Annotated in this window: 17 protein-coding genes, 1 tRNA gene and 1 riboswitch; of the genes, 9 read left to right on the plus strand and 9 right to left on the minus strand. The window is 68.6% G+C overall.

The features are described from left to right. Positions 1–78: 78 nt before the first annotated feature. Positions 79–1,242: a glycosyltransferase family 1 protein gene (locus tag A5728_RS11425; RefSeq protein ID WP_064847232.1), complete on the plus strand. Its 1,164-nt coding sequence runs from the start codon at positions 79–81 to the stop codon at positions 1,240–1,242. 111 nt (positions 1,243–1,353) lie between these two features. Further along, positions 1,354–1,496: riboswitch (SAM riboswitch) on the plus strand. A 20-nt stretch (positions 1,497–1,516) separates the two neighbouring features. After that, positions 1,517–1,795, plus strand: coding sequence for a hypothetical protein (locus A5728_RS11430; protein WP_064847194.1), 279 nt, complete (start codon positions 1,517–1,519; stop codon positions 1,793–1,795). A gap of 114 nt (positions 1,796–1,909) precedes the next feature. On the opposite strand, the gene A5728_RS11435 is transcribed toward A5728_RS11430, so the two are convergent. Both A5728_RS11435 and A5728_RS11440 read right to left on the minus strand, forming a co-directional pair. Next, entirely contained in the window at positions 1,910–2,725 is an 816-nt protein-coding gene (locus tag A5728_RS11435) for a BCCT family transporter (RefSeq protein WP_082943439.1), read from the minus strand. 265 nt (positions 2,726–2,990) lie between these two features. Then, positions 2,991–6,071, minus strand: coding sequence for a hypothetical protein (locus A5728_RS11440; RefSeq protein ID WP_231885632.1), 3,081 nt, complete (start codon positions 6,069–6,071; stop codon positions 2,991–2,993). Between the two features lie 227 nt (positions 6,072–6,298). On the opposite strand from A5728_RS11440, the gene A5728_RS11445 reads away from it, so the two are divergent. The 4 genes from A5728_RS11445 to purU all read left to right on the plus strand — a co-directional run bounded on the left by A5728_RS11445 (position 6,299) and on the right by purU (position 13,217). Continuing rightward, complete coding sequence (locus A5728_RS11445) at positions 6,299–9,292, plus strand: DEAD/DEAH box helicase (RefSeq protein WP_082943440.1); 2,994 nt, start codon at positions 6,299–6,301, stop codon at positions 9,290–9,292. A 252-nt stretch (positions 9,293–9,544) separates the two neighbouring features. Further along, positions 9,545–10,153 carry a hypothetical protein gene (locus A5728_RS14280; protein WP_231885633.1) on the plus strand — a complete coding sequence of 203 codons (609 nt, stop codon included), beginning with the start codon at positions 9,545–9,547 and terminating at the stop codon, positions 10,151–10,153. A 343-nt stretch (positions 10,154–10,496) separates the two neighbouring features. Then, complete coding sequence (locus A5728_RS11455; protein ID WP_064847198.1) at positions 10,497–11,657, plus strand: VIT1/CCC1 transporter family protein; 1,161 nt, start codon at positions 10,497–10,499, stop codon at positions 11,655–11,657. 687 nt (positions 11,658–12,344) lie between these two features. Then, entirely contained in the window at positions 12,345–13,217 is an 873-nt protein-coding gene (gene purU / locus A5728_RS11460) for a formyltetrahydrofolate deformylase (protein WP_064847199.1), read from the plus strand. A gap of 204 nt (positions 13,218–13,421) precedes the next feature. Here the strand turns inward: purU and sucD are convergent, their stop codons facing one another. Both sucD and sucC read right to left on the minus strand, forming a co-directional pair. After that, positions 13,422–14,339, minus strand: coding sequence for a succinate--CoA ligase subunit alpha (gene sucD / locus A5728_RS11465; protein WP_064847200.1), 918 nt, complete (start codon positions 14,337–14,339; stop codon positions 13,422–13,424). A 32-nt stretch (positions 14,340–14,371) separates the two neighbouring features. Beyond that, the gene (gene sucC, locus A5728_RS11470) at positions 14,372–15,541 is read right to left on the minus strand and encodes an ADP-forming succinate--CoA ligase subunit beta (RefSeq protein WP_064847201.1); all 1,170 of its coding nucleotides are present in this window, start codon (positions 15,539–15,541) and stop codon (positions 14,372–14,374) included. Between the two features lie 221 nt (positions 15,542–15,762). Between sucC and A5728_RS11475 the strand changes: the two genes are divergently transcribed. Next, positions 15,763–16,542 (plus strand): hypothetical protein, encoded by a 780-nt coding sequence (locus A5728_RS11475; RefSeq protein WP_064847202.1) that lies wholly within the window; start codon positions 15,763–15,765, stop codon positions 16,540–16,542. A gap of 218 nt (positions 16,543–16,760) precedes the next feature. Here A5728_RS11475 and pcrA read toward each other — a convergent pair whose 3' ends face one another. Both pcrA and A5728_RS11485 read right to left on the minus strand, forming a co-directional pair. Beyond that, entirely contained in the window at positions 16,761–19,217 is a 2,457-nt protein-coding gene (gene pcrA, locus A5728_RS11480; RefSeq protein ID WP_064847203.1) for a DNA helicase PcrA, read from the minus strand. 59 nt (positions 19,218–19,276) lie between these two features. Continuing rightward, a complete protein-coding gene (locus A5728_RS11485) occupies positions 19,277–20,005 on the minus strand; it encodes an integrase (protein ID WP_231885634.1) in 729 nt (242 codons plus the stop codon). A gap of 107 nt (positions 20,006–20,112) precedes the next feature. Between A5728_RS11485 and A5728_RS11490 the strand changes: the two genes are divergently transcribed. Continuing rightward, the gene (locus A5728_RS11490; RefSeq protein WP_064847205.1) at positions 20,113–20,814 is read left to right on the plus strand and encodes a hypothetical protein; all 702 of its coding nucleotides are present in this window, start codon (positions 20,113–20,115) and stop codon (positions 20,812–20,814) included. A gap of 223 nt (positions 20,815–21,037) precedes the next feature. Here A5728_RS11490 and A5728_RS11495 read toward each other — a convergent pair. After that, a tRNA-Arg gene (locus tag A5728_RS11495) sits at positions 21,038–21,110 on the minus strand. A gap of 75 nt (positions 21,111–21,185) precedes the next feature. Between A5728_RS11495 and A5728_RS11500 the strand changes: the two genes are divergently transcribed. After that, positions 21,186–22,067 carry a DUF4031 domain-containing protein gene (locus A5728_RS11500; RefSeq protein ID WP_064847206.1) on the plus strand — a complete coding sequence of 294 codons (882 nt, stop codon included), beginning with the start codon at positions 21,186–21,188 and terminating at the stop codon, positions 22,065–22,067. A gap of 185 nt (positions 22,068–22,252) precedes the next feature. Here A5728_RS11500 and A5728_RS11505 read toward each other — a convergent pair whose 3' ends face one another. Together A5728_RS11505 and A5728_RS11510 are read right to left on the minus strand one after the other, a co-directional pair. Next, on the minus strand, positions 22,253–22,540 hold the full coding sequence (locus A5728_RS11505) for a hypothetical protein (protein ID WP_064847234.1): 288 nt from the start codon (positions 22,538–22,540) through the stop codon (positions 22,253–22,255). Between the two features lie 270 nt (positions 22,541–22,810). Continuing rightward, on the minus strand, positions 22,811–23,905 hold the full coding sequence (locus A5728_RS11510; protein ID WP_064847207.1) for an NlpC/P60 family protein: 1,095 nt from the start codon (positions 23,903–23,905) through the stop codon (positions 22,811–22,813). Between the last annotated feature and the right edge of the window lie 102 nt (positions 23,906–24,007).

The raw sequence follows: 24,007 nt of genomic DNA on the forward strand, positions 1-24,007 counted from the left end.
GCGAAGTTAGCCCGGACTTCACCTGCGGGCCACCCCCGGGTGACTCCCCCGTGAGGCGCCGGGCCCACAGTGGGAACCGTGAGAATTGCATTGGTGGCCGAACAGTTCCTCCCCCACGTCAACGGTGTCACTCATTCGGTGATCCGCGTCCTGGAACACCTGCGGGATCACGGGCACGAGGCCATGGTGATCGCCCCCTCCTACGAGAAGACCCTGTTCCTGGGCTCGGTGGACCACGTGGACGGCGTGCGGATCGAGCGCATCCCGTCCCTGCCGCTCGCGGGCTATCCCGAGGTCCGCGTGGCGAGCTGCACCGTGAGTCGCATGCAGCGCATCCTGGCCCGCTTCGCCCCGGACGTGGTGCACGTGGCGTCCCCGTTCGTGCTCGGGTGGCAGGCCATCCAGGCCGCCAAGGGTTTGGGTCTGCCGTGCGTGGCCGTGTACCAGACGGACGTGCCCGGTTACGCCGCACGCTACGGTGCATCCGTGCTGGAGACCGCCATGTGGTCCCACGTGCGTGCGATGCACAACAGTGCGACCCTCACGCTCGCTCCCTCCACGGCGTCGATCAGCCAGCTCCACGAGCACGGCGTCCAGCGGGTGCACATGTGGCGCCGCGGAGTGGACACGAGCCGGTTCCGTCCCGCGCTGCGCGATCACGCGTGGCGCGAGCGCGTGGGCGGCGGCAAGCGACTCGTGGGATACGTGGGGCGGTTGGCCCCCGAGAAGCAGGTCGCGGACCTCGCCGCGATCGACGCCCTGCCGGACACCCGGCTCGTGATCATCGGTTCCGGTCCCGGGAAGGAGTCGCTGCGCTCGGTATTGCCCAACGCGCACTTCGAGGGCTTCCTCACGGGCACCGAACTCGCCACGGCCATGGCGTCGCTGGACGTGTTCGTGCACCCCGGTGAGCACGAGACGTTCTGCCAGACCATCCAGGAAGCCATGGCCTCGGGGGTCCCAGTGGTGGCCGTGGGCCGCGGCGGTCCCCTGGACCTCGTGGACTCCTCGCGTAACGGGTGGCTCTACGCCCCGGGTGACCTGGCCGGGTTGCGCGAGCGCGTCCGGGACCTCGCGGGCGACGACGCCAAACGCCTCGCCTTCGCGCGCACCGCCCACCAGTGCGTGCAGGAGCGCACGTGGGGTGCTGTGTGCGAGCAGTTGCTGGGCCACTACGAGCGCGCTCGCACGGTCACCTCCCGGATGCGCGGCACGCGCCGCAGCGACCTGCGCACCCCATGAGAACCGCCGCCGGGTGCCAGATGTTACTCAACAGAAGCTTGGTTAAGTTTTGATGACATTCTCGGTCCGCGCCTGGCTGGTCCCCCGAATCCACGGATAGGCTCGAAGCAGCTTCACGAGATGCGCCCGCGCAACGACAAGGACGTCACCGCGCGCCCAGAGCTCCAACTCGGCGTACGCCAACCCTCGGTTCAGGGGTGGATTGGATGACGAAGCGGCCGGGGCCACACGTGTGGTTCCGGCAAGCGACCGGAAAAATCAGAGGCCCGACATCATGAACACGACAACCCAGAAATCCCACCCCGACACCCGCGAACAGTGGGTGGACGTCACCGTTCAGGCGGACCCCGCCCGGCACGTGGTGTCCATCACGGGATCGGACGGTCACGAGCACGAGTACTTCGCGGACGACGCCCGTGAGGTCGCACTCGCCGCACAGCACACACGGGGGCGCGGCCAGTGGTGCGCCAAGTACAGCCGACTCCTGGTCCCCGGGGCCTCCCGGGTGACCGGCGGGGTGTCCTTCTACAAGCTGGAGCCGATGCCCGCGTAGTCCACGCGCACACGGTCACCGCGACCGCGAACTCCACGAACGGTGCGGCCCGGGTCCGAACGGATCCGGGCCACACGCGTGTGTCGAGCGCTTCTCTGCGCTCCCGCCCGGTTCTCAGTGGGCGGTCGTGTCCCGGTCCTGGGCGATCAGCTCGGCGGCGCGTTCACCGCTCATGAAGACCGTGATGTTCGGGTTCACCGTCACGAGCTCGGGCATCACCGAGGCGTCTGCCACGCGCAATCCGCTCACGCCCTTGACGATTGCATCCAGCAGGAACGCCGTGCGCCCGGTGATGAGCACGTACAGCATGAGCCCGATCGCCAGGATGATGTTCAGCTCGGAAAGCCGCCGGATGCCCTTGTCCACGCCCAAGACGCACGAAGCCACCGCCATGAGGATCCCCAGGGCGGTCAGTGCCGACGGCACCGCCAGGTTTTCGGGGACGGCGAACAGGTAGCGCAGTCCGAAGTTCAACTGGACCACCCCGATCCCCAGGGACGTGGCCACCCCGAAGATGGTCCCCAGCAGCGCCGCGGTGTCCACGGCGTCGCCGGCGGCACCGTGGATCCGGCACCCGATCAGGGGGTAGAGAGCGGAGCGGATGCTCAGCGGCATGCCGAAGCGGTAGGCGAAGTAGCCGAATGCCATGCCCATCAGGGCGTACATGGCCCACCCCGTGAACAGGTTGAACTGGGGTTTCGCATGGTCCGGGCCCATCTTGATCGTGCCGTGCCTGCTGTCCGCGACCAGGATCACGAACACGATCGCGAGAGCGGCCGTGAGGATGTAGAACCACCCCAGCCGGGAGGCGACCCACGCGACCACGCCGCCGATCACGGCGTCGGCGTGCTCGGGTGCCTCCGTGGCCCAGGCGGACAGCGAGACAAGCAGGGTTGCCGCGGCCACGAAGACCCGCCAGTTGACGGGCAACCGGGGTGGCGCAGAGCGAGGGGCCCGGACGGGGCGGGCGGATCCGCGACGGGCGACGAGCCCGGGCGTGGGTGACGGATGGACGAGGAATCGTGTGTGGTCACGTCGGGGATGCGGGTCGGACGTCGGACGACCCGGGGTTGAGGCGCCTTACTACCAGCCGTTAGTCATGGCACGCCACCTCACTGTAGGGGAGGGCCGCGCAGCAGCCGAATGCAGCCGCGCGGCCCCACGAGCACACCCCCGTTCGCCCGGGGCGGCACTGTCAGCCCAGCAGCTTGGCCACGAGGGCGCTCGCGAACTCCTCGGAGACGTCCCCGTAGTTCAGGGAGAAGTCCTCGTCCACGAGCGGGGGCAGCAGCCCCGAGCACAGCACCGTGGCGCGCGCGTACAGCCCCGGCAGGGCGGCACCGATGGGCACGGAGAGCAACCGCAGCTCGGGATCGTAGCTGACCAACGCCGTGCCGGTGTCCCGCGCCGCGAGGTGCTTGCCGAGCCCCGAGGACACGGGACGGGCGTGACCCGAGACCACGTCCTCCGCGGTGCGGTAGGCGTAGCGCGTCTTGTGGTGGTGGTTGATCCGGTACAGCCCCGCCTGGTTGCGGTCGTCCGTGGCCTCCCACGTGGCGTCCGCGGGCACGAAGCGTTCCGCGACCCCGTTGTACTGCATCTCCTTCAGGGGCAGCCCGGCGACGACCGAGGACAACGGGGGCAGGGTGTCGAGCATGACGGGCCCGGCGTCGTAGACCACGTCGCACAGCCCCTCGGGCAGCAGCTTGCTCAGCGCGTCGAGGTCCACATCCTGGAGCATGGTGGTCGCGTGGTCCTCCGGGGACAGCACCACGACCTCACCACCCTGGGCCCCGACCGCCTGCGTCACGGCGTCCTCTTGGTCGGTCTTCCACCCGCCCGTGAGCAGGATGGAGCCGTCCACGAGCTGGGTCAGGGCCGGGGAGCACACCTGCCAGCGGCGCACCGTCCAGTTCTCGTCCCGGATCACCTCCAGGAAACCGAGGGCCTGCAGGTGACCCACGAACCATTCCTCGAAGCGCTCGGAGTCCTCGAGCTGGCGCGCCACGATGGACAGGCTCGACCGCTTGCCGCCACCCAAGAACGTGAGGATGTCCTTGAACGGCGCCCAGGACCCCGGGTACTCGCCCTCGTCCGGGCCGATGAACTGCAGTGCCTCGACCGAACCCGTCTGACCCACCGCCGAGAGCTTGGTGAGCCGGCCGGGGTAGCGCTTGGTGAGCCCGCAGAACTTGCAGCGCCCGAACACCCACGGCGCCTTGGCCTTGGGATCCATGGGGGGCAGGATCACTTTGTGCTTGCCCGTGACCATGCAGGACACGTCGGGGGCCTCGGGCAGCTCGTTGCTGCGCTCGGGGAACATCTGCCCCTCGGCGGACTCCCACCCGGCGACCTCGGGCACGGGGACCTCGTCCACGGTGGCCTCGTGGGGGTCCATGTTGTCGAACGAGCCCTGGACGTACTCATCCGGGATCTCGTCCCGCGTCACCGCGGTGACGGGCCACAACGGTTCCTCCGCGACGTGGACCATCTCACCGTCGTAGCCCAGGGAGCGTTGAGTGATGTAGTAGGAACTGTCCCGCACGCGGAACTCGAGTCGCTGCTTCACGGTGCGCCCGGAACGCAGCACTAGCGTGTAGTCGTTGGGCTTGAGGTGGCCGTCCTCGCGGGCCAGATCGGTCCCGCCCAGGCTCACCTGGAACGGTGGCACCCGGGGTGCGGTGAGCTTGGTGCTCATGAGCTTGAACGAGTGCGGGTTACGCCACTCGCACTCCACGGACAGGGGGTCGTCGCTGTCGGACGTGACGGTCAACTGCGGGGGCCGCAGGGCCGAGAACCGGTCCACGTCCCCGGGGATCCGCAGCCCGCCGGACAGGGTGATTGCGGGGACCAGGCGGGGTACAAGGGCCGAGAAGTTGTCGTTGACGGTCAGCGCGGGGTCACCGGCACGCAGCACCTGGACGTCGTCGAACAGCACCCAGCCCTCGCAGACCCCGTTCTCCCCCGGGCCCACCACGCGGTAGTCGGGAGAGGCCGAGTCGTCCAGGATCGCGCGGATCTGATCCACCCATTCAGGTTGATTGCGCACCATGATCCGGCACGGCCACGCCGCGGGGACGTGGTCCACGGAGATGAACGTGTCCGAGTACGCGTCCTTGGCGAAGACCACCACGGGCCGTGGATTACGCGTGAGGGTGAGCTCCCCCGCGGTGATCTGCAGCTGCCCGGACAGCAGCGTGTCACTCGTCATGCGGGCGTTGTACGCGGAGATCCCCAGGAACGCGTCCCCGATGTAGGACAGGAACATGGTGCGCGGGCCGACCGTGGTCGCGAGATCCACCTCCCGACCGGGCACCAGCCGCTTGGGCACCACGAAACCGAGTTCGTAGATGGGGTTGCCCACGTAGTCCGTGCCGTCCGTGAGGGACAACCCGGGGCTGCGCGAGCCCAGGTGCCGCGTGCCGCGGGCGGCGGCCGCGGCGGCGTCGTCCGGGGCGGACTCCCACGCGTCCAACTGGGCGAGCGCGACCTGCAACGCGGGATCGCGCGTGAGGGGGTTGGTCCAGATGCTGCGCAGGCTCTTGGACACATCGGTGTCCGCGATGTCGAGCCAGAAGTCGATGTAGATCCCGAGCTCCGCCGCGCTCATCCCCTGCGCCGTGGTCAGTTCGAGGTCCTCGAACATCTGGTGCAGTTGCCGCAGCTCGGACGGGCCGAACAGGGTCTGGGACAGAGCGAGGCCCACGGGACGGTGGTTCACGGCGTACGCGGACGGCAACCCGAGTTGGCCGTCGAAGGCCTCGAGCCAATAGCGCAGCGCGTCCCAGTAGGTCTCGGAGTCCTTGCGCACCGAGGTCTCGAGCGCCTTGACGTTGTCCTGGCCCGCTTGCAGCAACACCGCGAGCGGCAGGTAGAACGTGGACACGGACTTCTTGCCCGTGCGCGCCGCGAGCGCGGACATGTGCCGCCCGGCCAGGGCGAACAGGGCCAACAGCGCCACGATGGGCGGCGGGCCAATCCTGGTGAGGTCCTCGAGCTGGCGCCGGGACGTCCGGTACCACGCCTCGGTGAGCTTGTTGAACGCGTCGAACACGGACCGGCGGGAGCCGTCCGTCACGAGCAGCGGCGTCACGGAGTCGGCGAGCGCACGCAGCGTGGCCGGGCCGTCCAGGCCGAATTCCGAGCCGATCTGTTCGAGCATTTTCTCGTCCAGGTCCAGGTGGACCAGTTCCCCGGCCCTCCTGGGGCCGAAGAATGCCCGCGCCACGGCGTCGTTCCAGCGCAGGTACTCGACTTCCCGGGGTCCGGATGCCATTGCGTGGTCCCCCGTGTGGAAACCGGCAGCGTCAGCCACAAATCCTCCGTCTGCGCCGTGCGGCGCGCTCGAAACACGACAATCCCTGTCGATTATAAGTTCCCGCCCGTCGGCGGTTCACTGCCCGATCCCACCGCGCCCCCGGTTTGCACGACGACGACGCCGCTGCCCGGGCCCTCGCCCACCGGCGCCCGGCCGTGTCCGCACCGGGCGGTACGGTAGGGGCCATGGATGGTGCTGCGCAGTTCACGGACGCCCGCGGTCCGGGTGCCGCCCCGGACTGGCGCAGCGAACTCTCCCGGATCGTGCCCGGCATGAGTCCCGACAGGGTCGTGGCGGACCCGGAATCCGGACCCACCGTGGCCCTCGAACTGGACCTGACCCGGGTGCAGAACCGCACACCGAAAGCGTGGCAGGAATCACCCCGGGAGACCCCGCTGAGTCTCACGGCCCGTCCGGTGCTGCGCGGACAGCGCCACGGGTGGGTGCACACCGGCATCGACTGGGGCAACCTGGCCTCCCACGCCCGCTCCGGGCACCTGAGCGCGGAGCAACTGGACTGGTTCGAGGAGCTGCGAGCGCTCTCCGAGTCGCACCGCGGCAGTTACGCTGCGGACCGGCACCAGCTGCACATGGAGCGCTACACCTCTCCCCTGTTGTGGCCCATCCTGGGGCGCGCCCGGGGGCTCGGGATCCCGCTCGTCTCCAAGGGCACGGGAGCACCCGTGATCGTGGATCGCGACGGCCGGTTCGAGGTGCGCGTGGATCCCGGCGAGCACGGCGAGCTCGCCCTGCACCCCCAGCTCATCGTGGGCGAGAACGAGATCCCCCTGCGCTGGACCCGGATCATCGGCCAGCCAGGTCACGGCCTGTTCTACCCGGACGCGACCCCCGCGGCCCTGGACACCGCGGAGGACCTCAACCAGTTCCCGTTGCACCTGGTCGCCCTGGGCACCCGCCTCAATCAGCAGCAGCGCTCGTTCCTGGACCGCGCCGAATCCCTCACGGTCCCGCAGGACGGTGTGGAGGAGTTCTTCGACACCTACTTCCCCCGGTTGCACCAGAGCATGCACGTGATCGCGGGCGAGGACTCCCTGGTGCTGCCCCAGGTCGCGGATCCGCAGTTCGTGCTCACCATCCACCACGACGACCTCACCGAACGCGTGGAGTGGGAGTGGGAGTACCAGAAGGGTCGCGAACGGATCCGGCTGCCCTTCCGCCCCCTGGACCCTCTCGGGGACGAGCCCGTGGCCCGCGAGTCCCGGTGGGAGTCCTCCATGGTCCAGGCCGTGCACCGCCGGATCCCCGAGTTGGACTTCAAACGCAGTTCGTACGCGGCGCAGGACGCCCTGACCCTGTTGCGGGTTTGGTTGCCGCTGCTGCGCAAGATCCCCGACCTGCGCATCGTGGAGACCGGCGGGAGTCCCGCCTACCGCGAGGTCACCGAACCCACCGAGATCACGGTGTCCACCGCGCCCACCGAACACCACGACTGGTTCGGCCTGGGTGTCACCATCAGGGTCGGTGAGCACTACCTCCCGTTCTCCCAGATCTTTCAAGCGCTCGACCGCGGCCAGGAGGTGATGCTGCTGCCGGACGGTTCCTACTTCTCCCTGGACCGCCCCGAGTTCACGCGGCTGCGCACGCTCATCGCCGAGGCCCGCACTCTGCAGGAGGACAAGGACGCGCCGCTCGCGTTGAACCGCTACCAGGCGAGCCTGTGGGAGCAGTTTGAAGACCTCGCCACGGACACCCGCCAGGCCGAGCAGTGGCGCGAGGGCGTGCGCGCACTGACCCACCTGCACGAGATCCCCTCTCCCCCGGTCCCCGAGGCCCTACAGGCCAACCTGCGCCCCTACCAGTACGAGGGCTTCCGGTGGCTGAGCTTCCTGTGGGACCACGGACTGGGCGGGATCCTCGCGGACGACATGGGCCTGGGCAAGACCGTGCAGACCATTGCCGCGATCCTGCGCGCCACGGACCGGGACCCGCAGCTGCCACCCCACCTGGTGATCGCACCCACCTCCGTGGTGGCCAACTGGTCCGCCGAGCTGCGCCGCTTCGCGCCCTCCTTGGACATCACCGTGCTCACCCACACCAAGGACTCCGTGGCCGACGCCGCCGCGCATTCCCATGTGGTGCTCACGTCCTATGCCCTGCTGCGTCTGGACGCGGAGGCCTACCGTTCGGTCGAGTGGACCGGGGTGATCATGGACGAGGCCCAGTTCGTCAAGAACCCCCGGACCAAGGCCTACCGCGCCGTGAAGAACCTGCGGGCACGCACGTGTCTCGCGATCACCGGCACCCCCATGGAGAACAGTCTTTCCGAACTGTGGTCGTTGCTCTCGCTCACCGCCCCCGGGCTGTTCCCGTCCAAGAAACGTTTCACCGAGTACTACCAGCGTCCCATCGAACGCGCCATGGACTCGGATGCCCTGGCCCGGCTGCGGGCCCGGATGCGCCCGTTCATGCTGCGCCGCACCAAGTCGGACGTGGACCTGCAGCTGCCACCCAAGCTCGAGCACGTCCTGCCCGTGGGGTTGAACCCCGAACACCGCAGTGCGTACGACCGCCGGCTGCAGCGTGAGCGCGCCAAGATCCTGGGCCTGCTGCGCAACTTCGACAAGAACCGGTTCACCATCTTCCAGTCGCTGACCACCCTGCGGATGTTGGCGCTGGACCCCGTCCTGGTGGACCCGGAGTCCAAGGCGCCATCCTCAAAGCTGGACGTCCTCTTCGACCAGCTGCCCCAGCTCGTCCAGGAGGGCCACCGCCCGCTCGTGTTCAGCCAGTTCACGAGTTTCCTCAAGATCGTGGCCCAGCGCCTCGACGACGCCGGGATCGCCTACAGCTACCTCGACGGCAGCACGCGGGACCGCGCGGGGGCGCTCGAGAAGTTCCGCAGCGGCCGCGCCCCCGTGTTCCTGGTGAGCCTCAAGGCCGGCGGTTTCGGCATCAACCTCACCGAGGCCGACTACTGCTACCTCCTGGACCCGTGGTGGAATCCCGCGGCGGAGAACCAGGCCGTGGACCGCACCCACCGGATCGGGCAGACCAAGAAGGTCATGGTCTACCGCATGGTCGCGCAGGGCACAATCGAGGAGAAGGTCATGGACCTCAAGGCCCGCAAGGCGGACCTGTTCGGGGCCGTGCTCGACGATGAACGGTTCTTCTCCGCCACGCTCGACGCCGAGGACATCCGCGCGCTGGTTGGTGTCTGAGCGAACCCCGGGGTCCGTTGAGTACCCTGCACGGTCCCGATCACGCCGACGGTCGAGCTCGGGCGCACGCGGGAACACCGCGCGGGGTCCTTTCCGTGGAAGTCACACTTCCCCCGACCTGTCGACCCGGCACGGTCAGCGGGTTAGCGTGAGCACAGATCGCGCTGGCCCCGGCGCACCCGCACCGCGTGCGCGGACCCCTGACCCGATCCGTGGGTGTTGCGTGATCACGGTGTTGGGAGGCACTCGAGCATGTCACACAGCAGGACGCCGCACGGCCACGGTCCGAGCACCGAGGTGGCACTGCGGCGCGCCGGGATCGGTGTTGTGCTGGCCCGGGTTGCCTCCCCCGTCCCCGATCCGCCGGCCTGTCCATGGTCCCGGCTGGAGTCCGTCCTCACCAGGGCCATCGCCGGGATGCTCTGGAACGACTTCCTCATGGTCGAGTACGACTCACCGGAGGGCACCCCGGACGTTCCCGCCGCGTGGGTGCGCACGGGACCCCGCGGGGTGCAGTGCGCCCTGCAGCGCGTCGCGGGCCGTTCCGCGGCCGCCACCCACGGACCCGCCGAGTTCACCGGGCCGTGGTGTCCCGCGGAGCGGCTGAGGTCGTGGGGGTGGGACGATCCCACCGTCCCTGGACGGCCGTGGACGTGCGGACCGTGCCTGCCGCGGGCGGCCGCGCGCAGCGTCCTCGCCGGCATGCGCAGTCACCGGGCGTGCGGGGACCCGTACGAGTTCCACTGGGGCGTGGGGTCGCTCCCCGCCCCGGAGATCACCGCGAGCCGCCTGCTCGCGCTACCCTCAGCAACTACGAGTTCTCCGACGCCGTGGGCGCCTACGTGGTCGCCGCCCTCGTGAGTCTCGTGCTGGGCGCGACCGGGCTGTTCGGCAAACTCCTGGCCGCCGTACCCAAACCCATCACCGCGGGGGTGCTCACCGGGGGTCCTGTTGCCGTTCGCGATGCGGGTGGCTCCGGCCGTCGCCTAGCGTCCCGGCGCGCTGAGCGGCCCACGGGCTGGATGGCTCCGCGGGCTGACTGGCTCCGCGGTCGATGGCGCGCAGAGCGTATTGCGGCGCAGACAGCGTTCGGCGCGGGTTCAGGTGCGAGCCAGGCGCGAGGCGGGATCCACGGCCGACGGCGCGCGGGGTGCTTCGGAGCCGCGAAACCACCGCCGGTGACCCGCGCGTAAAATACGGGTACATGCCCGAGCACCACAGCGCTTCCTCCACCGTTCCCGAGTCACCGGAACCCACTGCCGCCCAGATCCGCAGGTGGCGTCACTACCTCGCGGACGAACTCGCCGAGGCCGCCACGTACGAACACCTGGCCCGCCACAGCTCGGGCCGCCATGCCGAGATCTTGCAGAGCGTGGCCGAGGCGGAGGGCCGCCACGCCGAACACTGGCGTCGTCTGCTCGGACCCCACGCCGATCGTCCGGCGAGACCCGCCCTGCAAGCGCAACTGCTCATGTTCTTGGCCAAGCACGTGGGATCCGTCTTCGTCCTGGCGCTGCTGCAGCGCGCCGAGTCCCGCTCCCCGTACCGCGAGGACCCGGATGCCACGGACGCCATGGCGGCGGACGAGGCCGTCCACGAGGAGATCATCCGCGCGCTCGCAACCGATGGCCGCACGCGGTTGTCCGGCAACTTCCGGGCCGCCGTGTTCGGCGCCAACGACGGCCTGGTGTCCAACCTGGCCCTGGTGATGGGCGTGGGCGCCACGGGCACGTCCAGCTCCCTGGTGCTGTTCTCGGGCATCGCCGGACTGCTCGCGGGTGCCCTGTCCATGGGAGCGGGCGAATACGTCTCCGTGCGATCCCAGCGGGAACTGCTGGACGCCTCCCAACCCACCCAGGTGACCCTGCGCGTGGCGCCGGCGTTGGACCTGAACGCCAACGAGCTCACACTGATCTACCGGGCCCGGGGCATGAGCGAGAAGGCTGCAGAGCACCGGGCGGCCGAGCGACTCGGACACTTCGACTGCGACTGCGATCCATCGCTGTCGTTCCAAGACGAGAAGGCGCGTCGTGTGCTCAACACGGAACCGGGCGAGGAGCTTCCCGCCACGGACGACAACCAGGCCCTGGGCACCGATCTGGGGGCGGCGGCGTCGAGCTTCTGCTTCTTCGCGTCCGGGGCGATCATCCCGATCCTGCCCTACCTCTTCGGCCTGGGCGGCGGAGTGGCCATGGCCGTGGGAATGGCGCTCGTGGGCATCGCGTTGTTGATCACGGGCGGTTTCGTGGGGCTGCTCTCCGGCGCCTCCCCGTTCAGGCGGGGACTACGGCAGCTCGGGATTGGGTACGGGGCCGCGATCGCCACCTACCTTCTGGGGCTCGCATTCAACACGACGGTCTCGTGAGTACCGAACGACGACTGTTCTCCGTGGGCAGAAGTGTGATTTGTGCGACATAAAAGTGGTGCGTGTCCACAATCAGGAGGCATTACTTGTCCCCTCTACGGCCTACAAGTGCAGTGAGTATTGTTGAGATATTCGCTCATTAGCATTTGTTAACCTTCGCTCACTAGGCGAAAAACCCTGTTATTGCAGGTCAGAGCGGCTTTAAGGGGTCAATTTCCGGCTGATTTACACGCATAAATCGGTGGGCCGATTGGCGCGAACCACACTTCATGAAATTTCACCGGCTCCGAGTCATCTGAGAAATTCCGATATTCTGGGGGCGTGGTTCTACGAACCACCGCAACGGGAGACTTCGCACAGGGAAATCGCCACACATGCACTGGGGGGTGCTCTGTGGTTGATGCTGTGCGTCGGTAGCCGCTCAGCCCACGGCTTGATCCCGTTGAGGCGTTATCGCCTGCCGGTGGCTGCGGGTTCTCTCACAGAGGCGCACCTCTCCCCGCGCCGGACGGGCTCCTACCGTCCGCTCCCGCGGCCACCGGTCGTTAACGCCCCTTCCGAGATCCGGACCATCCCGCGCGCTGTGTAGCCCGGGGCGATAAGATCGTCTGCGGTCCCCGGACGGATGACATCCCGTGCTCCGGGGCCGCTCCGTTCCCCGTTCCGCGATCCCAGGAGTATCCCCTCATGTCGGCCCAGCAGCCCACGTCCGATGAACACGTCCTGACCGTCCACTGCCCCGAGGCCTACGGTCTCGTGAGCGCCGTGGCGTCGAACCTCACGGAGCAGGGTTGCGACATCTTCGACGTCAAGCATTTCTCGGACCGGCACAACGACGAATTCTTCATCCGCTGCCACACCATGAACGAACCGGGCACCGTGACCACTGAGTCCCTGATCGAGGGGTTCCGCCCGGTGGCCGAGAAGCACGACATGCGCTTCCGTCTGGTGGACGCCCGGCACAAAACCCGTGTGCTCGTCATGGTCTCCAAGATCTCGCACTGCCTCGTGAACCTGCTCCACCGAGCGCGCGTGGGCTCACTGCCCATCGAGATCGTGGGTGTGGTGTCCAATCACACGGACCTGCAACCCCTCGTGGACTTCTACGGTGTGCCGTTCCACCACGTGCCCGTCACCCGGCACACCAAGCCGCAGGCCGAGGCGCAACTGCTCGAGATCGCCGCGTCCTACGACACCGAACTCGTGGTGCTGGCCCGCTACATGCAGATCCTCTCGGACGAGCTCACACAACAGCTCGCGGGTCGGTGCATCAACATCCACCACTCGTTCCTGCCCTCCTTCAAGGGCGCCAAGCCGTACCACCAGGCCTACGAGCGCGGGGTCAAGATGGTCGGGGCCACCGCCCACTATGTCACCCCGGACCTGGACGAGGGTCCGATCATCGCGCAGCGCGTGATCCCGGTGGATCACGCGCACACCCCGGAGGACCTCGTGGCGGTGGGTTCCGAGGCGGAGACCCAGGCCCTGTCCCGCGCCGTGAAGTGGCACGCGGAGGGTCGCGTGGTGATCTCCGGCAATCGGACCATCGTCCTGACCTGAGTCCTGACCCGAGTCACGGTCCTCATCGCGCGCCCGCATCCCGTCCGGCCGGCGCTCGACTCTCACCACGACGAACCGCGCCGCTGTCCCTCACCGGCTGACGCTCGCGTCCGAACGGCACCACGACGAACGACGCCGCTCCTCCACCGAGGTGGGCGAGCGGCGTCGTCGTGGATGCACCGGCGGCGAAGCGCCGGGAGGGGCTTACTTGCCCTCGAAGATCTCCCGCATGAGCTGCGCGGTCTCCGACGGGGTCTTGCCCACCTTCACACCGGCGGCCTCGAGGGCCTCCTTCTTGGCTTGGGCCGTGCCCGAGGAACCAGAGACGATGGCGCCGGCGTGGCCCATGGTCTTGCCCTCGGGAGCGGTGAAGCCCGCGACGTAGCCCACCACGGGCTTGGTCACGTTCGCCTTGATGAACTCCGCGGCGCGCTCCTCGGCGTCGCCGCCGATCTCACCGATCATCACGATGGCCTCGGTCTCGGGGTCCGCCTCGAAGGCCTCGAGGGCGTCGATGTGCGTGGTGCCGATGACCGGGTCACCGCCAATGCCGATGGCCGTGGTGAAGCCCAGGTCCCGCAGTTCGTACATCATTTGGTAGGTCAGCGTGCCGGACTTGGAGACCAGGCCCAGCTTGCCCTTGCCCGTGATGTTCGCGGGGGTGATCCCCAGCAGCGACTCCTCGGGGGAGATGATGCCCGGGCAATTGGGGCCGATGATCCGGGTCTTTGGCTTGCCGTCCGCGCCGGTGTTCGCCTTGGCGTGCGCCCAGAACTCGGCGGAGTCCTGCACGGGGATGCCCTCTGTGATGACCACCACGAGCGGGATCTCGGCGTCGATGGCCTCGATCACGGCGTCCTTACAGAAGGCCGGCGGTACGAACACGATCGACGCGTTCGCCCCGGTCTCCTGCACGGCCTCGCTCACGCTGCCGAACACGGGCAGTTCGACGGCGTTGCCGTCCTTGTCCTGGTGGTTCACCGTGGTGCCCGCCTTACGGGCGTTGACACCGCCGAGCACGTTCGTGCCGGCAGCGAGCATGCGCGCGGTGTGCTTGGTGCCCTCGCCGCCGGTGATGCCCTGAACGATGACCTTGGAGTCCTTGTTCAAAAAGATCGACATGTCTTCTTCCTGATAGCTGTTCGCGTGGGCGATTACTTGGCGGAGTGGGCCAGCTCGGCCGCCTTGTCGGCGCCGGAGTCCATGGTGTCCGCGGAGGTGACCAGCGGGTGGTTGGCCTCGCGCAGGATCTGGCGGCCCTCCTCCACGTTGTTGCCGTCCAGACGCACCACGATGGGCTTGGTGGCGGAGTCACCGAGGATGTCCAGCGCCTTCACGATGCCGTTGGCAACGGCGTCGCACGCGGTGATGCCACCGAAGACGTTGACGAACACGGACTTGACCTGCGGGTCATTGAGGATCACGTCCAGACCGGCGGCCATGACCTCGGCGGACGCGCCGCCTCCGATGTCCAGGAAGTTGGCGGGCTTCACGTTGCCGTGCTTCTCACCGGCGTAGGCCACGACGTCCAGGGTGGACATCACGAGACCGGCACCGTTGCCGATGATGCCCACCTCGCCGTCGAGTTTGACGTAGTTGAGGTCGTTCTCCTTGGCCTTCTCCTCGAGGGGGTCCGCGGAGGACTTGTCCGCGAGCGCCGCGTGGTCCTCGTGGCGGAACTCGGCGTTGTCGTCCAGGGAGACCTTGCCGTCCAGGGCGAGGATCTCGCCGTCGCCGGTCTTGACCAGCGGGTTGACCTCCACCAGGGTGGCGTCCTCCTTGGTGTAGACCTCACCGAGCTTGACGAGCACGGGGACGACCTTCTCGGCGGTCTCGGCGTCGAACTTGGCCTGCTCCACGATCTCGCGGGCCTTGGCCTCGGTGATGCCCTCCGCGGGGTTGACGTCCACGCGGGCCAGGGCGTCCGGGCGCTCCACGGCGAGCTGCTCGATCTCCATGCCCCCCTCGACCGAGCACATGGCCAGGTAGGAGCGGTTGGCGCGGTCCAACAGGACGGAGAAGTAGTATTCCTCGGCGATGTCCGCGCCCTGCGCGATCATCACGCGGTGCACGGTGTGGCCCTTGATGTCCATTCCCAGAATCTGCTGGGCGTACTCGTAGGCCTCGTCGGCGGACTTCGCGACCTTCACACCGCCGGCCTTGCCGCGGCCGCCCACCTTGACCTGTGCCTTGACGACGGTGACCCCGCCGATCTTCTCTGCTGCTGCCTTGGCTTCTTCTGGGGTAGTGGCGACGATGCCGGCCAGCACGGGAACGCCGTGCTTCTCGAACAGGTCGCGTGCCTGGTACTCAAACAGGTCCACGGATAAGTGTCCTTCTGCGTCGAGGTGTGTCGTTCCGCACCGGGAACCCCCGGTTGGAGCGACCTGATGTGGGGGGATGCAGCGCAGCACTGCGCTCACAGAGCCCTCACGAGCATTTTAGGCCATGGGCCCTTGATTCGCGTCACACCCGGCCCCCGCGGACACCGCGGGACCGGGCCCGGGATTCCCGCCCGCACGGCAGCGGCTGGTTGACTGGGGGCATGCGACGCATCGGACTGCCGGAGATCTGGGACGCCCGCGAGGCGGACCCGGGGTTCATGGCCTCGTTGGCCACTTTCTCGTTCGTGGCACTCGGGCTGGAGTTGGTGGTCAGCGGGACGATCCTGACCCTCACGGGTTCGGTATCCACCTTCTATCCCCTGGGCTGGCAGGTCGTGGAATGGGTGGGTCTCGGGGCACTGTGGGTGCTGCTCGCGCGCGCCCTGGTGGCCTGGTCCCGGCGCCGCGGGGTCGATCCGTGGCCGAGCGAGGAAGCGGGCGCGGGGCGCGACGACGCCGCCGCGGGCCGAGTCGGCGTCGACGGCGGGGTGGACCACCGCCGCTGGCGGGAGATCCTGTTGTGCTTCGTCCTGGCCGTGGTGCTCGCGATCGTGCTGCCCGCATTGATCGGGGCGCCGTGGGGTCTGGCCCCGCTGGACCGCTACCTGCAACTGTTCCACGTGTACGGGCCCCTCGGGTGGCTGGCGATGGTCGCGTGGGTCTGCTACCTGGTGGGCCGCAGTTTCCTAGTCGCGGGCCTGCTGGCGTACTCGCACCGTGCCATCCGGGAGGTCCTCACGTTCCAGGGGTCCCGGTGGGTCCCGTGGGGCGGTCTCGTGGCGGGCCTCACGATGGGGGCCGTGGCCTTCCTCGCCGGCGGCCAGGCGGCCGCCGTGACCACCCTGTTGAGCTGCGTGCTGCTGGGCGTGATCCACGTCCGCTCCGGCGAGTCCCTGCGCGTGACCACGCTGTTCACCGTGCTCGTGTTGATCTTCGTCTGAGCGATCACCGCCTCTACTGTCTCCATGCCGGGAGCAACCCTGATCGGTTGCGCTCCGATCCCGCCGGGCCACCCGAACGGTTCGAGCATCCGGGTGCGTCTCAGCACACCGGGCTGCACCGGGCCGCCAGATGGGTTCGCCAGGCAGGTTCGAGCCACCCGGTGCGTTTCGGCGCACCGGACGACACCGCGCGCGGCGGGGCCGCGGCGTCGTACCCCTTACGAGACCTTGGTCATGGGCGCGTAACGCAACAGGAGCCGCTTCTCCTCCGCACCGAAGCGCACCTTGGCGACCGTCTTGTCCCCGGAGCCCTCCATGGCGACCACGGAACCGCGGCCGAACGCCTTGTGCTCCACCGTGTCTCCCACGCTGAGAGAAGGAATCTCCCGCTGGGGCTGCACGCGCCCGGCGGAGGCCGGTGAGAGCCTGCGGAAACTTGCCCCGGATCCGGCGCCCGCACCCCACGAGGAACCGCGCAACGGATCGCGGGCCTGGAATCCGGCGTGCACGGGCGAACCCCATCCGCCCGCGGCGCTGGCGCCCTCGCGCTTCCACTCGATCAACCGCGAAGGGATCTCGTCCAGGAACGGGCTCGCGGGATTGAATTGGGACTGCCCCCACATGGAGCGGGACTCGGCGCGCGTGAGGTACAGCCGTTTGCGCGCCCGGGTGATCCCCACGTACGCGAGGCGGCGTTCCTCCTCCATGCTCGAGGCGTCGGCGAAGCTGCGCTGGTGCGGGAAGATCCCGTGCTCCATGCCCGTGAGGAACACGACCGGGAACTCGAGCCCCTTGGCGGTGTGCAGGGTCATGAGCGTCACGACCCCCTGGGAACGCGCTTGCGCGACCTGCTCCGCGATCTGCTGGGCACTCGCGCCGCCCTCGGGTTCGGGCTGGGTGGGGATCTGGTCCGCGTCCGCCACGAGGGCCACGTGTTCCAGGAACTCCCCGAGGCCCGCGTCCGGGTGGTCCTTCTCGAACTCGCGCACCACGGCCACGAGCTCCGCGAGGTTCTCCACACGGGACTCGTCCTGCGGGTCGGTGGACGTGCGCAGGGCCTCGAGGTACCCGGACTGTTCGAGTACAGCCTCGAGAACCGCGGTCACCGAGGCGCCCTGAGCGAGTTCCGCGAGATCGTCCATGAGCTGGGAGAACTTCTTGATGGCGTTCGCCGAGCGAGTGGCCAGGGCGGGTGCCTCGTCCAAGCGGTGCATGGCCTCGGAGAAGGAGATGCCTTCGCGGTCGGCGAGCGCCGCGATCGAGCCCTGGGCGCGGTCCCCGATCCCTCGCTTGGGCTCGTTGATGATGCGCCGCACGGTGATGTCGTCCGCGGGGTTCGCGATCGCGCGCAGGTAGGATATGGCGTCCTTGATCTCCTTGCGCTCGTAGAAGCGGGTCCCGCCCACCACCTTGTAGGGCAGTCCTACGCGCATCAGGATCTCCTCGAGGGAGCGCGATTGTGCGTTGGTGCGGTAGAACACGGCGACGTCGCCGGGGCGGATCCCGTGCTCGTCCTGCAGCGTGTCGATCTCCTCCGCGATGAAGCGAGCCTCTTCGTGTTCGTTCTCAGCGGCGTACCCGATGATGGGGGCGCCATCGCCTTCCGCGGTCCACAGTTTCTTGTCCCGGCGGTCCGCGTTCTGGGAGATCACGGAGTTGGCCGCGGAGAGGATGTTCTGCGTGGAGCGGTAGTTCTGTTCCAGCAGGATGGTGCGCGCGGAGGGAAAGTCCCGCTCGAAGTCCGTGATGTTGCGGATGTCCGCGCCGCGGAACGCGTAGATGGACTGGTCCGAGTCCCCCACCACCGTGAGTTCGGCCGGCGGGATCCCGGAGTCATCCGGGTGGTTCTCGGAACCGCCTCCCACGAGTTCCCGCACGAGCGCGTACTGGGCGTGGTTGGTGTCCTGGTACTCGTCCACGAGCACGTGCCGGAAGCGGCGTCGGTAGTACTCGAGCACCTGAGGGAACGCGCGGAACATGTGCACGGTCTCGCCGATGAGGTCGTCGAAGTCCATGGCGTTGGCCGCGCGCAACCGCTGGGTGTAGCCCCGGTAGACCTGGGCCACGGCGGACTCGAACGGGTCCGAGGAACTCGCGCGGGCCAGGTAGGTCTCGTCGTCCACGAGCTCGTTCTTGAGGGCGGAGATCTTGTGCTGGATGGCCTTGGGCGCGAACCGCTTGGGGTCCAACTCATGCTGTTTGGCCACCTGGGTGATCAACCGCAGGGAGTCCGCGGAGTCGTAGATGGAGAAGTTGGTGGACAGCCCCAGGGTCTTGGCCTCGCGGCGTAGGATCCGCACGCACAGCGAGTGGAACGTGGAGATCCACATGGAGCGCGCGGACTCCCCCACGAGATCCACGATCCGCTCCCGCATCTCCGCGGCGGCCTTGTTCGTGAACGTGATCGCGAGGATCTCCCCCCGGCGGGCGCGGCCCGTGGCCAGCAAGTAGGCGATCCGGTGCGTGAGGACCCTGGTCTTGCCGGAACCGGCACCGGCCACGATGAGTAGCGGGGAACCCGCGTGCTCCACGGCGGCGCGTTGGGGGTCGTTCAGTCCCTCCACGAGTTGAGCCCAGGATGCCGGGGTGGGCTGGGAGAACTCGTCCGAGTCGGGCGCGTTCGCCGAGCGCACCGAGGCCGCGGACAGGAGGGGATTGTCAGAGAGGAAGTCCATGGTGGCACCAGTTTAGCCAGCGGTGGGGACGCCCTCACCGGCCCGTGGGCAACCCCGGATCACACGTAGCGCGGTTCCAACAGGTGGCGCCCGTTGGCGTCCTCGACCCACAGGTGCGAATCCGCGACGGTGACCCGCGCCGGGGCCTGCAGCACGACGTCTTCGTCGAGGTCGTCCCCGTCCTGGTCGGGCCCGCCGTAAATGGTGAAGACCTCCCCCGCGGAGGGGTCCAAATGGCGGATGGCGTCGTTGCCGGTGTCAGCGACCACCACGGAACCGTCGTAGAGGATCTGCAGGTCCTCGGGGCGGGCGAGCTTGGCGTCCGCCGCGGGGCCGTCCTGGTACCCGGCACCGTGGCGGCCGATGACCGTGACCACGTGGGGATCGCCGTCGGGCCGGTCCGTATCGATCGCAATGTAGCGCAGCGCGGAGGAATCCTTGTCCACGAGCCACAACTTGCCGTCACCGGCCTCGGTGATCGAGACCGTGGCCGCGAACTTGGCCTGAGCGATCTTCCCGTCCCGGCGGCCGGGCTCACCCGTGCCGCCGTACTCCTGGAGGGCGTCGGTGTACGGGTCCCAGCGGAACAACTGGTTCTTGTCCGGAACGGCGGCGATCACGGCGGAGAGCTTGTGGGACCACACGATGTCCGCGATCCGCGCGCCCTCCAGGACGGAGCAGTTGATCCTGCGCCGGACCGTGGTGTGATCGGCCTCGTACAGGGTGAGCTCCGTGCCGTCACCCGCGCTCATGAGCAGTCCGTCCGGCAGGCCGATGGAGAGTTCCATGACCATCACCACCCTTCCGCAGTGCCCGCGGGGCACCTGTTCACCACCTCGTCATCGAGCGTGGTACCCGTAGTCATTCACAGTACAACCCGGGGGATAATGGGGCCATGGGTATGACCAGAGCGCAGAAGGCCAGGAAGTACGGGGAGAACGCGGGCTCCGCGAAGGCGGGGTCCTCGCCCGCTCGTGCACCCCGAGTGCGCCCCGCGAGCGTCCACGAGATGCGCCCCGGTGAGCTCGCCGCGGAACCCACCAAGGCGTCGTCGGCCGGGATCCTGGTGGGCGTCGCGTTCTTCGTGGGTGCCGCGCTGTGGCTCTACTACCACCTGCTCGTGCTGCAGGGCGTCTCCGGAAACCTTGCCGGCGGCGTCACCGCGCCCGAACTCATGGCCGGCGGTTTCTCCCAGGGCCACCTCGCGGACTTCGCCCGCGGCCTGGGCGCGGACGGCCGCACCGAGTACGAGGGCGTGCACGCGACCACGGGGCTCTTCACTCCCCTTCTCATGTGCCTGGGCTGGCTGCTGTTCACCGGGCTCAACACCCCGCAGCGCGCCCGCAAATGGGTGTACTGGGCGGTCATCCTGGTCTACGCGGTGGTCTTCCTGGTGGGCAACACCGTGCTCGACGCCGCCGTGGCCGACCCCGCGGACGCGTCCGCCGTGGCACTCGCCTCGGGGCTCGTGATCGCGCGGTGGGTGTTGTTCGCTCTGCTCGTGCTGATCGCCGTGATCGTGGCGGTATCCGTGACGCGCCGCAAACTCGACGACTTCTCCGAGGGCAAGCTGCCGGGCCAGCGCCCGCGCGCCTGAGCTCGGGGATACACCCCTCGCGCTTCCCCACGCCGCGATTCAACTGAGCTGACGCAGGTCTCAGGGCCACGGGCTGCTTTTACTCCACTCATGCATCCCCGTTGATGTGCGGGGTCGGCCATTCTCACCGGGCGGGCGGGTTTCGCTGGGCGGGTCGGCCGGTTGTGGGAATGCACTGCGGGAATGACGACGTCCCGCCCGATATCAGGCGGGACGTCCTCGGTGCCCCCGATTGGATTCGAACCAACGACACCGGCTTTAGGAGAGCCGTGCTCTATCCCCTGAGCTACGGGGGCAACACTGCACCACTGTATCGGCGGCGCGTTCCCCCCGCGAGTTGAGAGCACATTGGAACAGCGCACAATGGAGCCATGACCGTCTACATCGATCCACCCCGATGGCCCGCGCACGGCACGGTGTTCTCGCACCTGATCTCCGACACCTCCCTGGCCGAGCTGCACGAGTTCGCCCGCGCCCTGGGGGTCTCGGAACGTGCCTTCGACCGCGACCACTACGACGTCCCCGCGCACCGCCACGCTGACGCTGTGGCCGCGGGTGCCCTCGCTGTAGACGGCAAGAAACTCGTCCGTGTCCTGATCCACAGTGGCCTGCGGGTCCCCGCACGACGCCGCCCGGCCAAGCTCGCGGTGACCCTCACGCGCCGCTGGGCGCACCACTTCCCCGAGCATCCCGACCTGGGTGCCAAGCTGCTGACCCGCTGGAGTGAACCGCACCGCGTTTACCACGGTCCTTCGCATCTGCTGAACGTGCTGGAAGGCATTGACCGGCTCACCCACGGCGCCCCGAGCGCGGAGCTCGTGCTCGCCGCGTGGTTCCACGATGCCGTGTATGACGGGCAAGCAGGTCAGGACGAACGGGACTCGGCCGAGCTGGCCCGGCAACGACTGTCAGGCCCGGAGTGGCCCGCGGCCATCGGGCGCCGCGTGGCGGAGCTCGTGCTCGTGACCGTGGACCACCGCCCGGATCCGAGCGACGTGGACGCCTGTCGACTCGTGGACGCGGACCTGTCCGTGCTGGGCGGCAGCGAGAACGAGTACGAGCGGTATCGGACCACGGTGCGCCGCGAGTACGCCCACGTCCCGGATGAGCAGTTCAGGGCGGGCCGCGCCGAGATCCTGCGCGGACTCTTGGAAAAAGACACGTTGTTCCACGATCCTCGTGCGGTGACGTTGTGGGAGGCCCGCGCCCGGGAGAACCTGGAACGGGAGATCACGCAGCTGATCACGGCCTGAGCCGACCTTCGAGGTCGATTGGAAGTAACGGGGACGGAGAGAACTCACCGCCGCGTGGAGCTCGGGGCCGGGCTGGACGGCCACGCGGACCCGTACGAATACCCAGCGACGTCGACCCGGCTCTCCGGTGGGTGGGTCTGCGACGAGGGCCGACAGCGGCGTGCCGGGTCCCCGGTGGGACGGGCTCAGCTGCGGCGATCGGCGACGTCGTCGCCCGGCGCTGCGGGCGAGGTGGGCTGGGCTGCCCGGGCGGCCGCGCGGCGTCGCCGGAAGACGACCGTGGCGACCACGAGGCCGATGATGATCCCCACGCCACCGAAAACCGACAACCACATGGCGGCGTGACCCACGAACGCGGCCACTATGAACCCCACGACGATCCCCGGGATGGCACCGGCAACCATGCCCACGGCGTAGTAGGTGAATTCCTGGTCCTGCGGGGTGCGTGCGGCGGTGGAGAGATCGGAGGGCATGGCGTCCATTCTACGGGCCGGGGCTGCGCGATCGCTGGGGCCGATCCGCGATCGACGCCTGCACGACGGGGATCGGGTGCTAGGAGGGCTGAGTGATCACCGCTGCCGGTCCACGTCCGGGTTCCGGGCACGAAAAAACGTACGGACCCTGCGGTCAACAGGGTCCGTACGTTCTCTATCGCTCTCATCGGGATCGGGTACACAACCGGTCCCGACTCGACACGAGGTGTGGCGCCGCGCGGATCAGCGCTGTGCCGAACTCGATCCGGTTCAGCCGACGCGGATGAACTCGGGGCCGGAGCCCACGTAGGCGCTGGTCTTCACGGTCTGGTTACCGTTCCAACCGCCGTGGATGGCCTGGCCGTTACCGGCGTAGATGGCCACGTGAGCCATGCCGGAACCGCCGTTGGCGTAGTAGGCGATGTCACCGGCGCGGGCCTGGTCCGCGGAGACCTGGGTGCCCAGCGACTTGTAGCTGGCCGGCCAGCCGTGGTGGTTGATGCCCACGGCCTTGAGGGAGTTGGTCACCAGCATGGTGCAGTCCTGGGCCACACCGAGCTGAGCCTCGGCGGCACCCAGGATGGCCTGGCCCTTCGCGGAGCCGGACACGGAGGAGGCCTTGGCGGCGGGAGCAGCCTGAGCCTTCGCCTGGGTGTTGGACTGCGTGGTCACCTGGGTGGCGGCGGGAGCAGCCTCGGCCTTTGCCTGGGTGTTGGACTGCGTGGTCACCTGGGTGGCGGCCTGAGCCGTGGGGGCAGCCTGCGCCTTCGGGGCGGCCGGGGCCTGCGAAGCCTTGTAGGACGCAGGCTGGGCGGCAGCGGCACCCTGGGCGGGGGCGTAGTTCGGGATCACCGGGGAAGCCACAGCGGCGCGCTGCTCGGCGGCGGCCTCCTTGGCAACGGTCTGAGCGGTGGCGGGAGCGGCGTGGCGGCCCTGGGCCACCGGAGCCTGCTCGGCGACCGAGGTGACGTTCTCGGAAGCGGTCACGACGGTGGGGGCTGCAGCCGGAACGGCGGGAGCCTGCAGCGGGGTCACGTCGGCCACGGGAGCGGCCTGGACCACGGAGGGCTGAGCGGGAGCCTGAGCGGCGGGCTGCGCCTTCTCGGTCTTCGCGACCTTCTGCTCCTTGGCAGCGTTCTCCTGGGCCTTGTCGGCCTTGGCGGCGGGCTCCGCGGAGACAGTGTTCTCGGAGGCGGGAGCCTCAGACACAGCGGCGGCGGGGGCCTGCTCGGAGGCATTCTGCGTGGCCTGCACGGACACGGTGGTCGCGAGGGCCAGACCTGAGAAGGCCGCGACGGCGGCGACGGTGCGGGCCTTACCCGCGAAGATGCCCTTGGCGGCGTGAGGAGCGGTTTCGTTCGACATTCGTGTGGTTTCCTAACACATTCGTGTCCACCCAGGGCACGGAGGTGTGCGGTGACCGGCACATCCGTCAGGACGCAGCAGCGGTGCACGGATTTGGGCGGG

This window comes from Kocuria sp. ICS0012 (assembly GCF_001665945.1).
GTDB classification, from domain to species: Bacteria; Actinomycetota; Actinomycetes; order Actinomycetales; family Micrococcaceae; genus Kocuria; species Kocuria marina.

What these genes read in the sequence shown, in the direction of transcription:
- A5728_RS11430 (WP_064847194.1), top strand. Translation starts at nt 1,517, where the DNA reads ATGAACACGACAACCCAGAAATCCCACCCCGACACCCGCGAACAGTGG.
- A5728_RS11440 (WP_231885632.1), bottom strand. Translation starts at nt 6,071, where the DNA reads ATGGCATCCGGACCCCGGGAAGTCGAGTACCTGCGCTGGAACGACGCC.
- A5728_RS11445 (WP_082943440.1), top strand. Translation starts at nt 6,299, where the DNA reads ATGGATGGTGCTGCGCAGTTCACGGACGCCCGCGGTCCGGGTGCCGCC.
- A5728_RS14280 (WP_231885633.1), top strand. Translation starts at nt 9,545, where the DNA reads ATGTCACACAGCAGGACGCCGCACGGCCACGGTCCGAGCACCGAGGTG.
- A5728_RS11455 (WP_064847198.1), top strand. Translation starts at nt 10,497, where the DNA reads ATGCCCGAGCACCACAGCGCTTCCTCCACCGTTCCCGAGTCACCGGAA.
- purU (WP_064847199.1), top strand. Translation starts at nt 12,345, where the DNA reads ATGTCGGCCCAGCAGCCCACGTCCGATGAACACGTCCTGACCGTCCAC.
- sucD (WP_064847200.1), bottom strand. Translation starts at nt 14,339, where the DNA reads ATGTCGATCTTTTTGAACAAGGACTCCAAGGTCATCGTTCAGGGCATC.
- A5728_RS11475 (WP_064847202.1), top strand. Translation starts at nt 15,763, where the DNA reads ATGCGACGCATCGGACTGCCGGAGATCTGGGACGCCCGCGAGGCGGAC.
- pcrA (WP_064847203.1), bottom strand. Translation starts at nt 19,217, where the DNA reads ATGGACTTCCTCTCTGACAATCCCCTCCTGTCCGCGGCCTCGGTGCGC.
- A5728_RS11485 (WP_231885634.1), bottom strand. Translation starts at nt 20,005, where the DNA reads ATGGAACTCTCCATCGGCCTGCCGGACGGACTGCTCATGAGCGCGGGT.
- A5728_RS11490 (WP_064847205.1), top strand. Translation starts at nt 20,113, where the DNA reads ATGGGTATGACCAGAGCGCAGAAGGCCAGGAAGTACGGGGAGAACGCG.
- A5728_RS11500 (WP_064847206.1), top strand. Translation starts at nt 21,186, where the DNA reads ATGACCGTCTACATCGATCCACCCCGATGGCCCGCGCACGGCACGGTG.
- A5728_RS11505 (WP_064847234.1), bottom strand. Translation starts at nt 22,540, where the DNA reads ATGCCCTCCGATCTCTCCACCGCCGCACGCACCCCGCAGGACCAGGAA.
- A5728_RS11510 (WP_064847207.1), bottom strand. Translation starts at nt 23,905, where the DNA reads ATGTCGAACGAAACCGCTCCTCACGCCGCCAAGGGCATCTTCGCGGGT.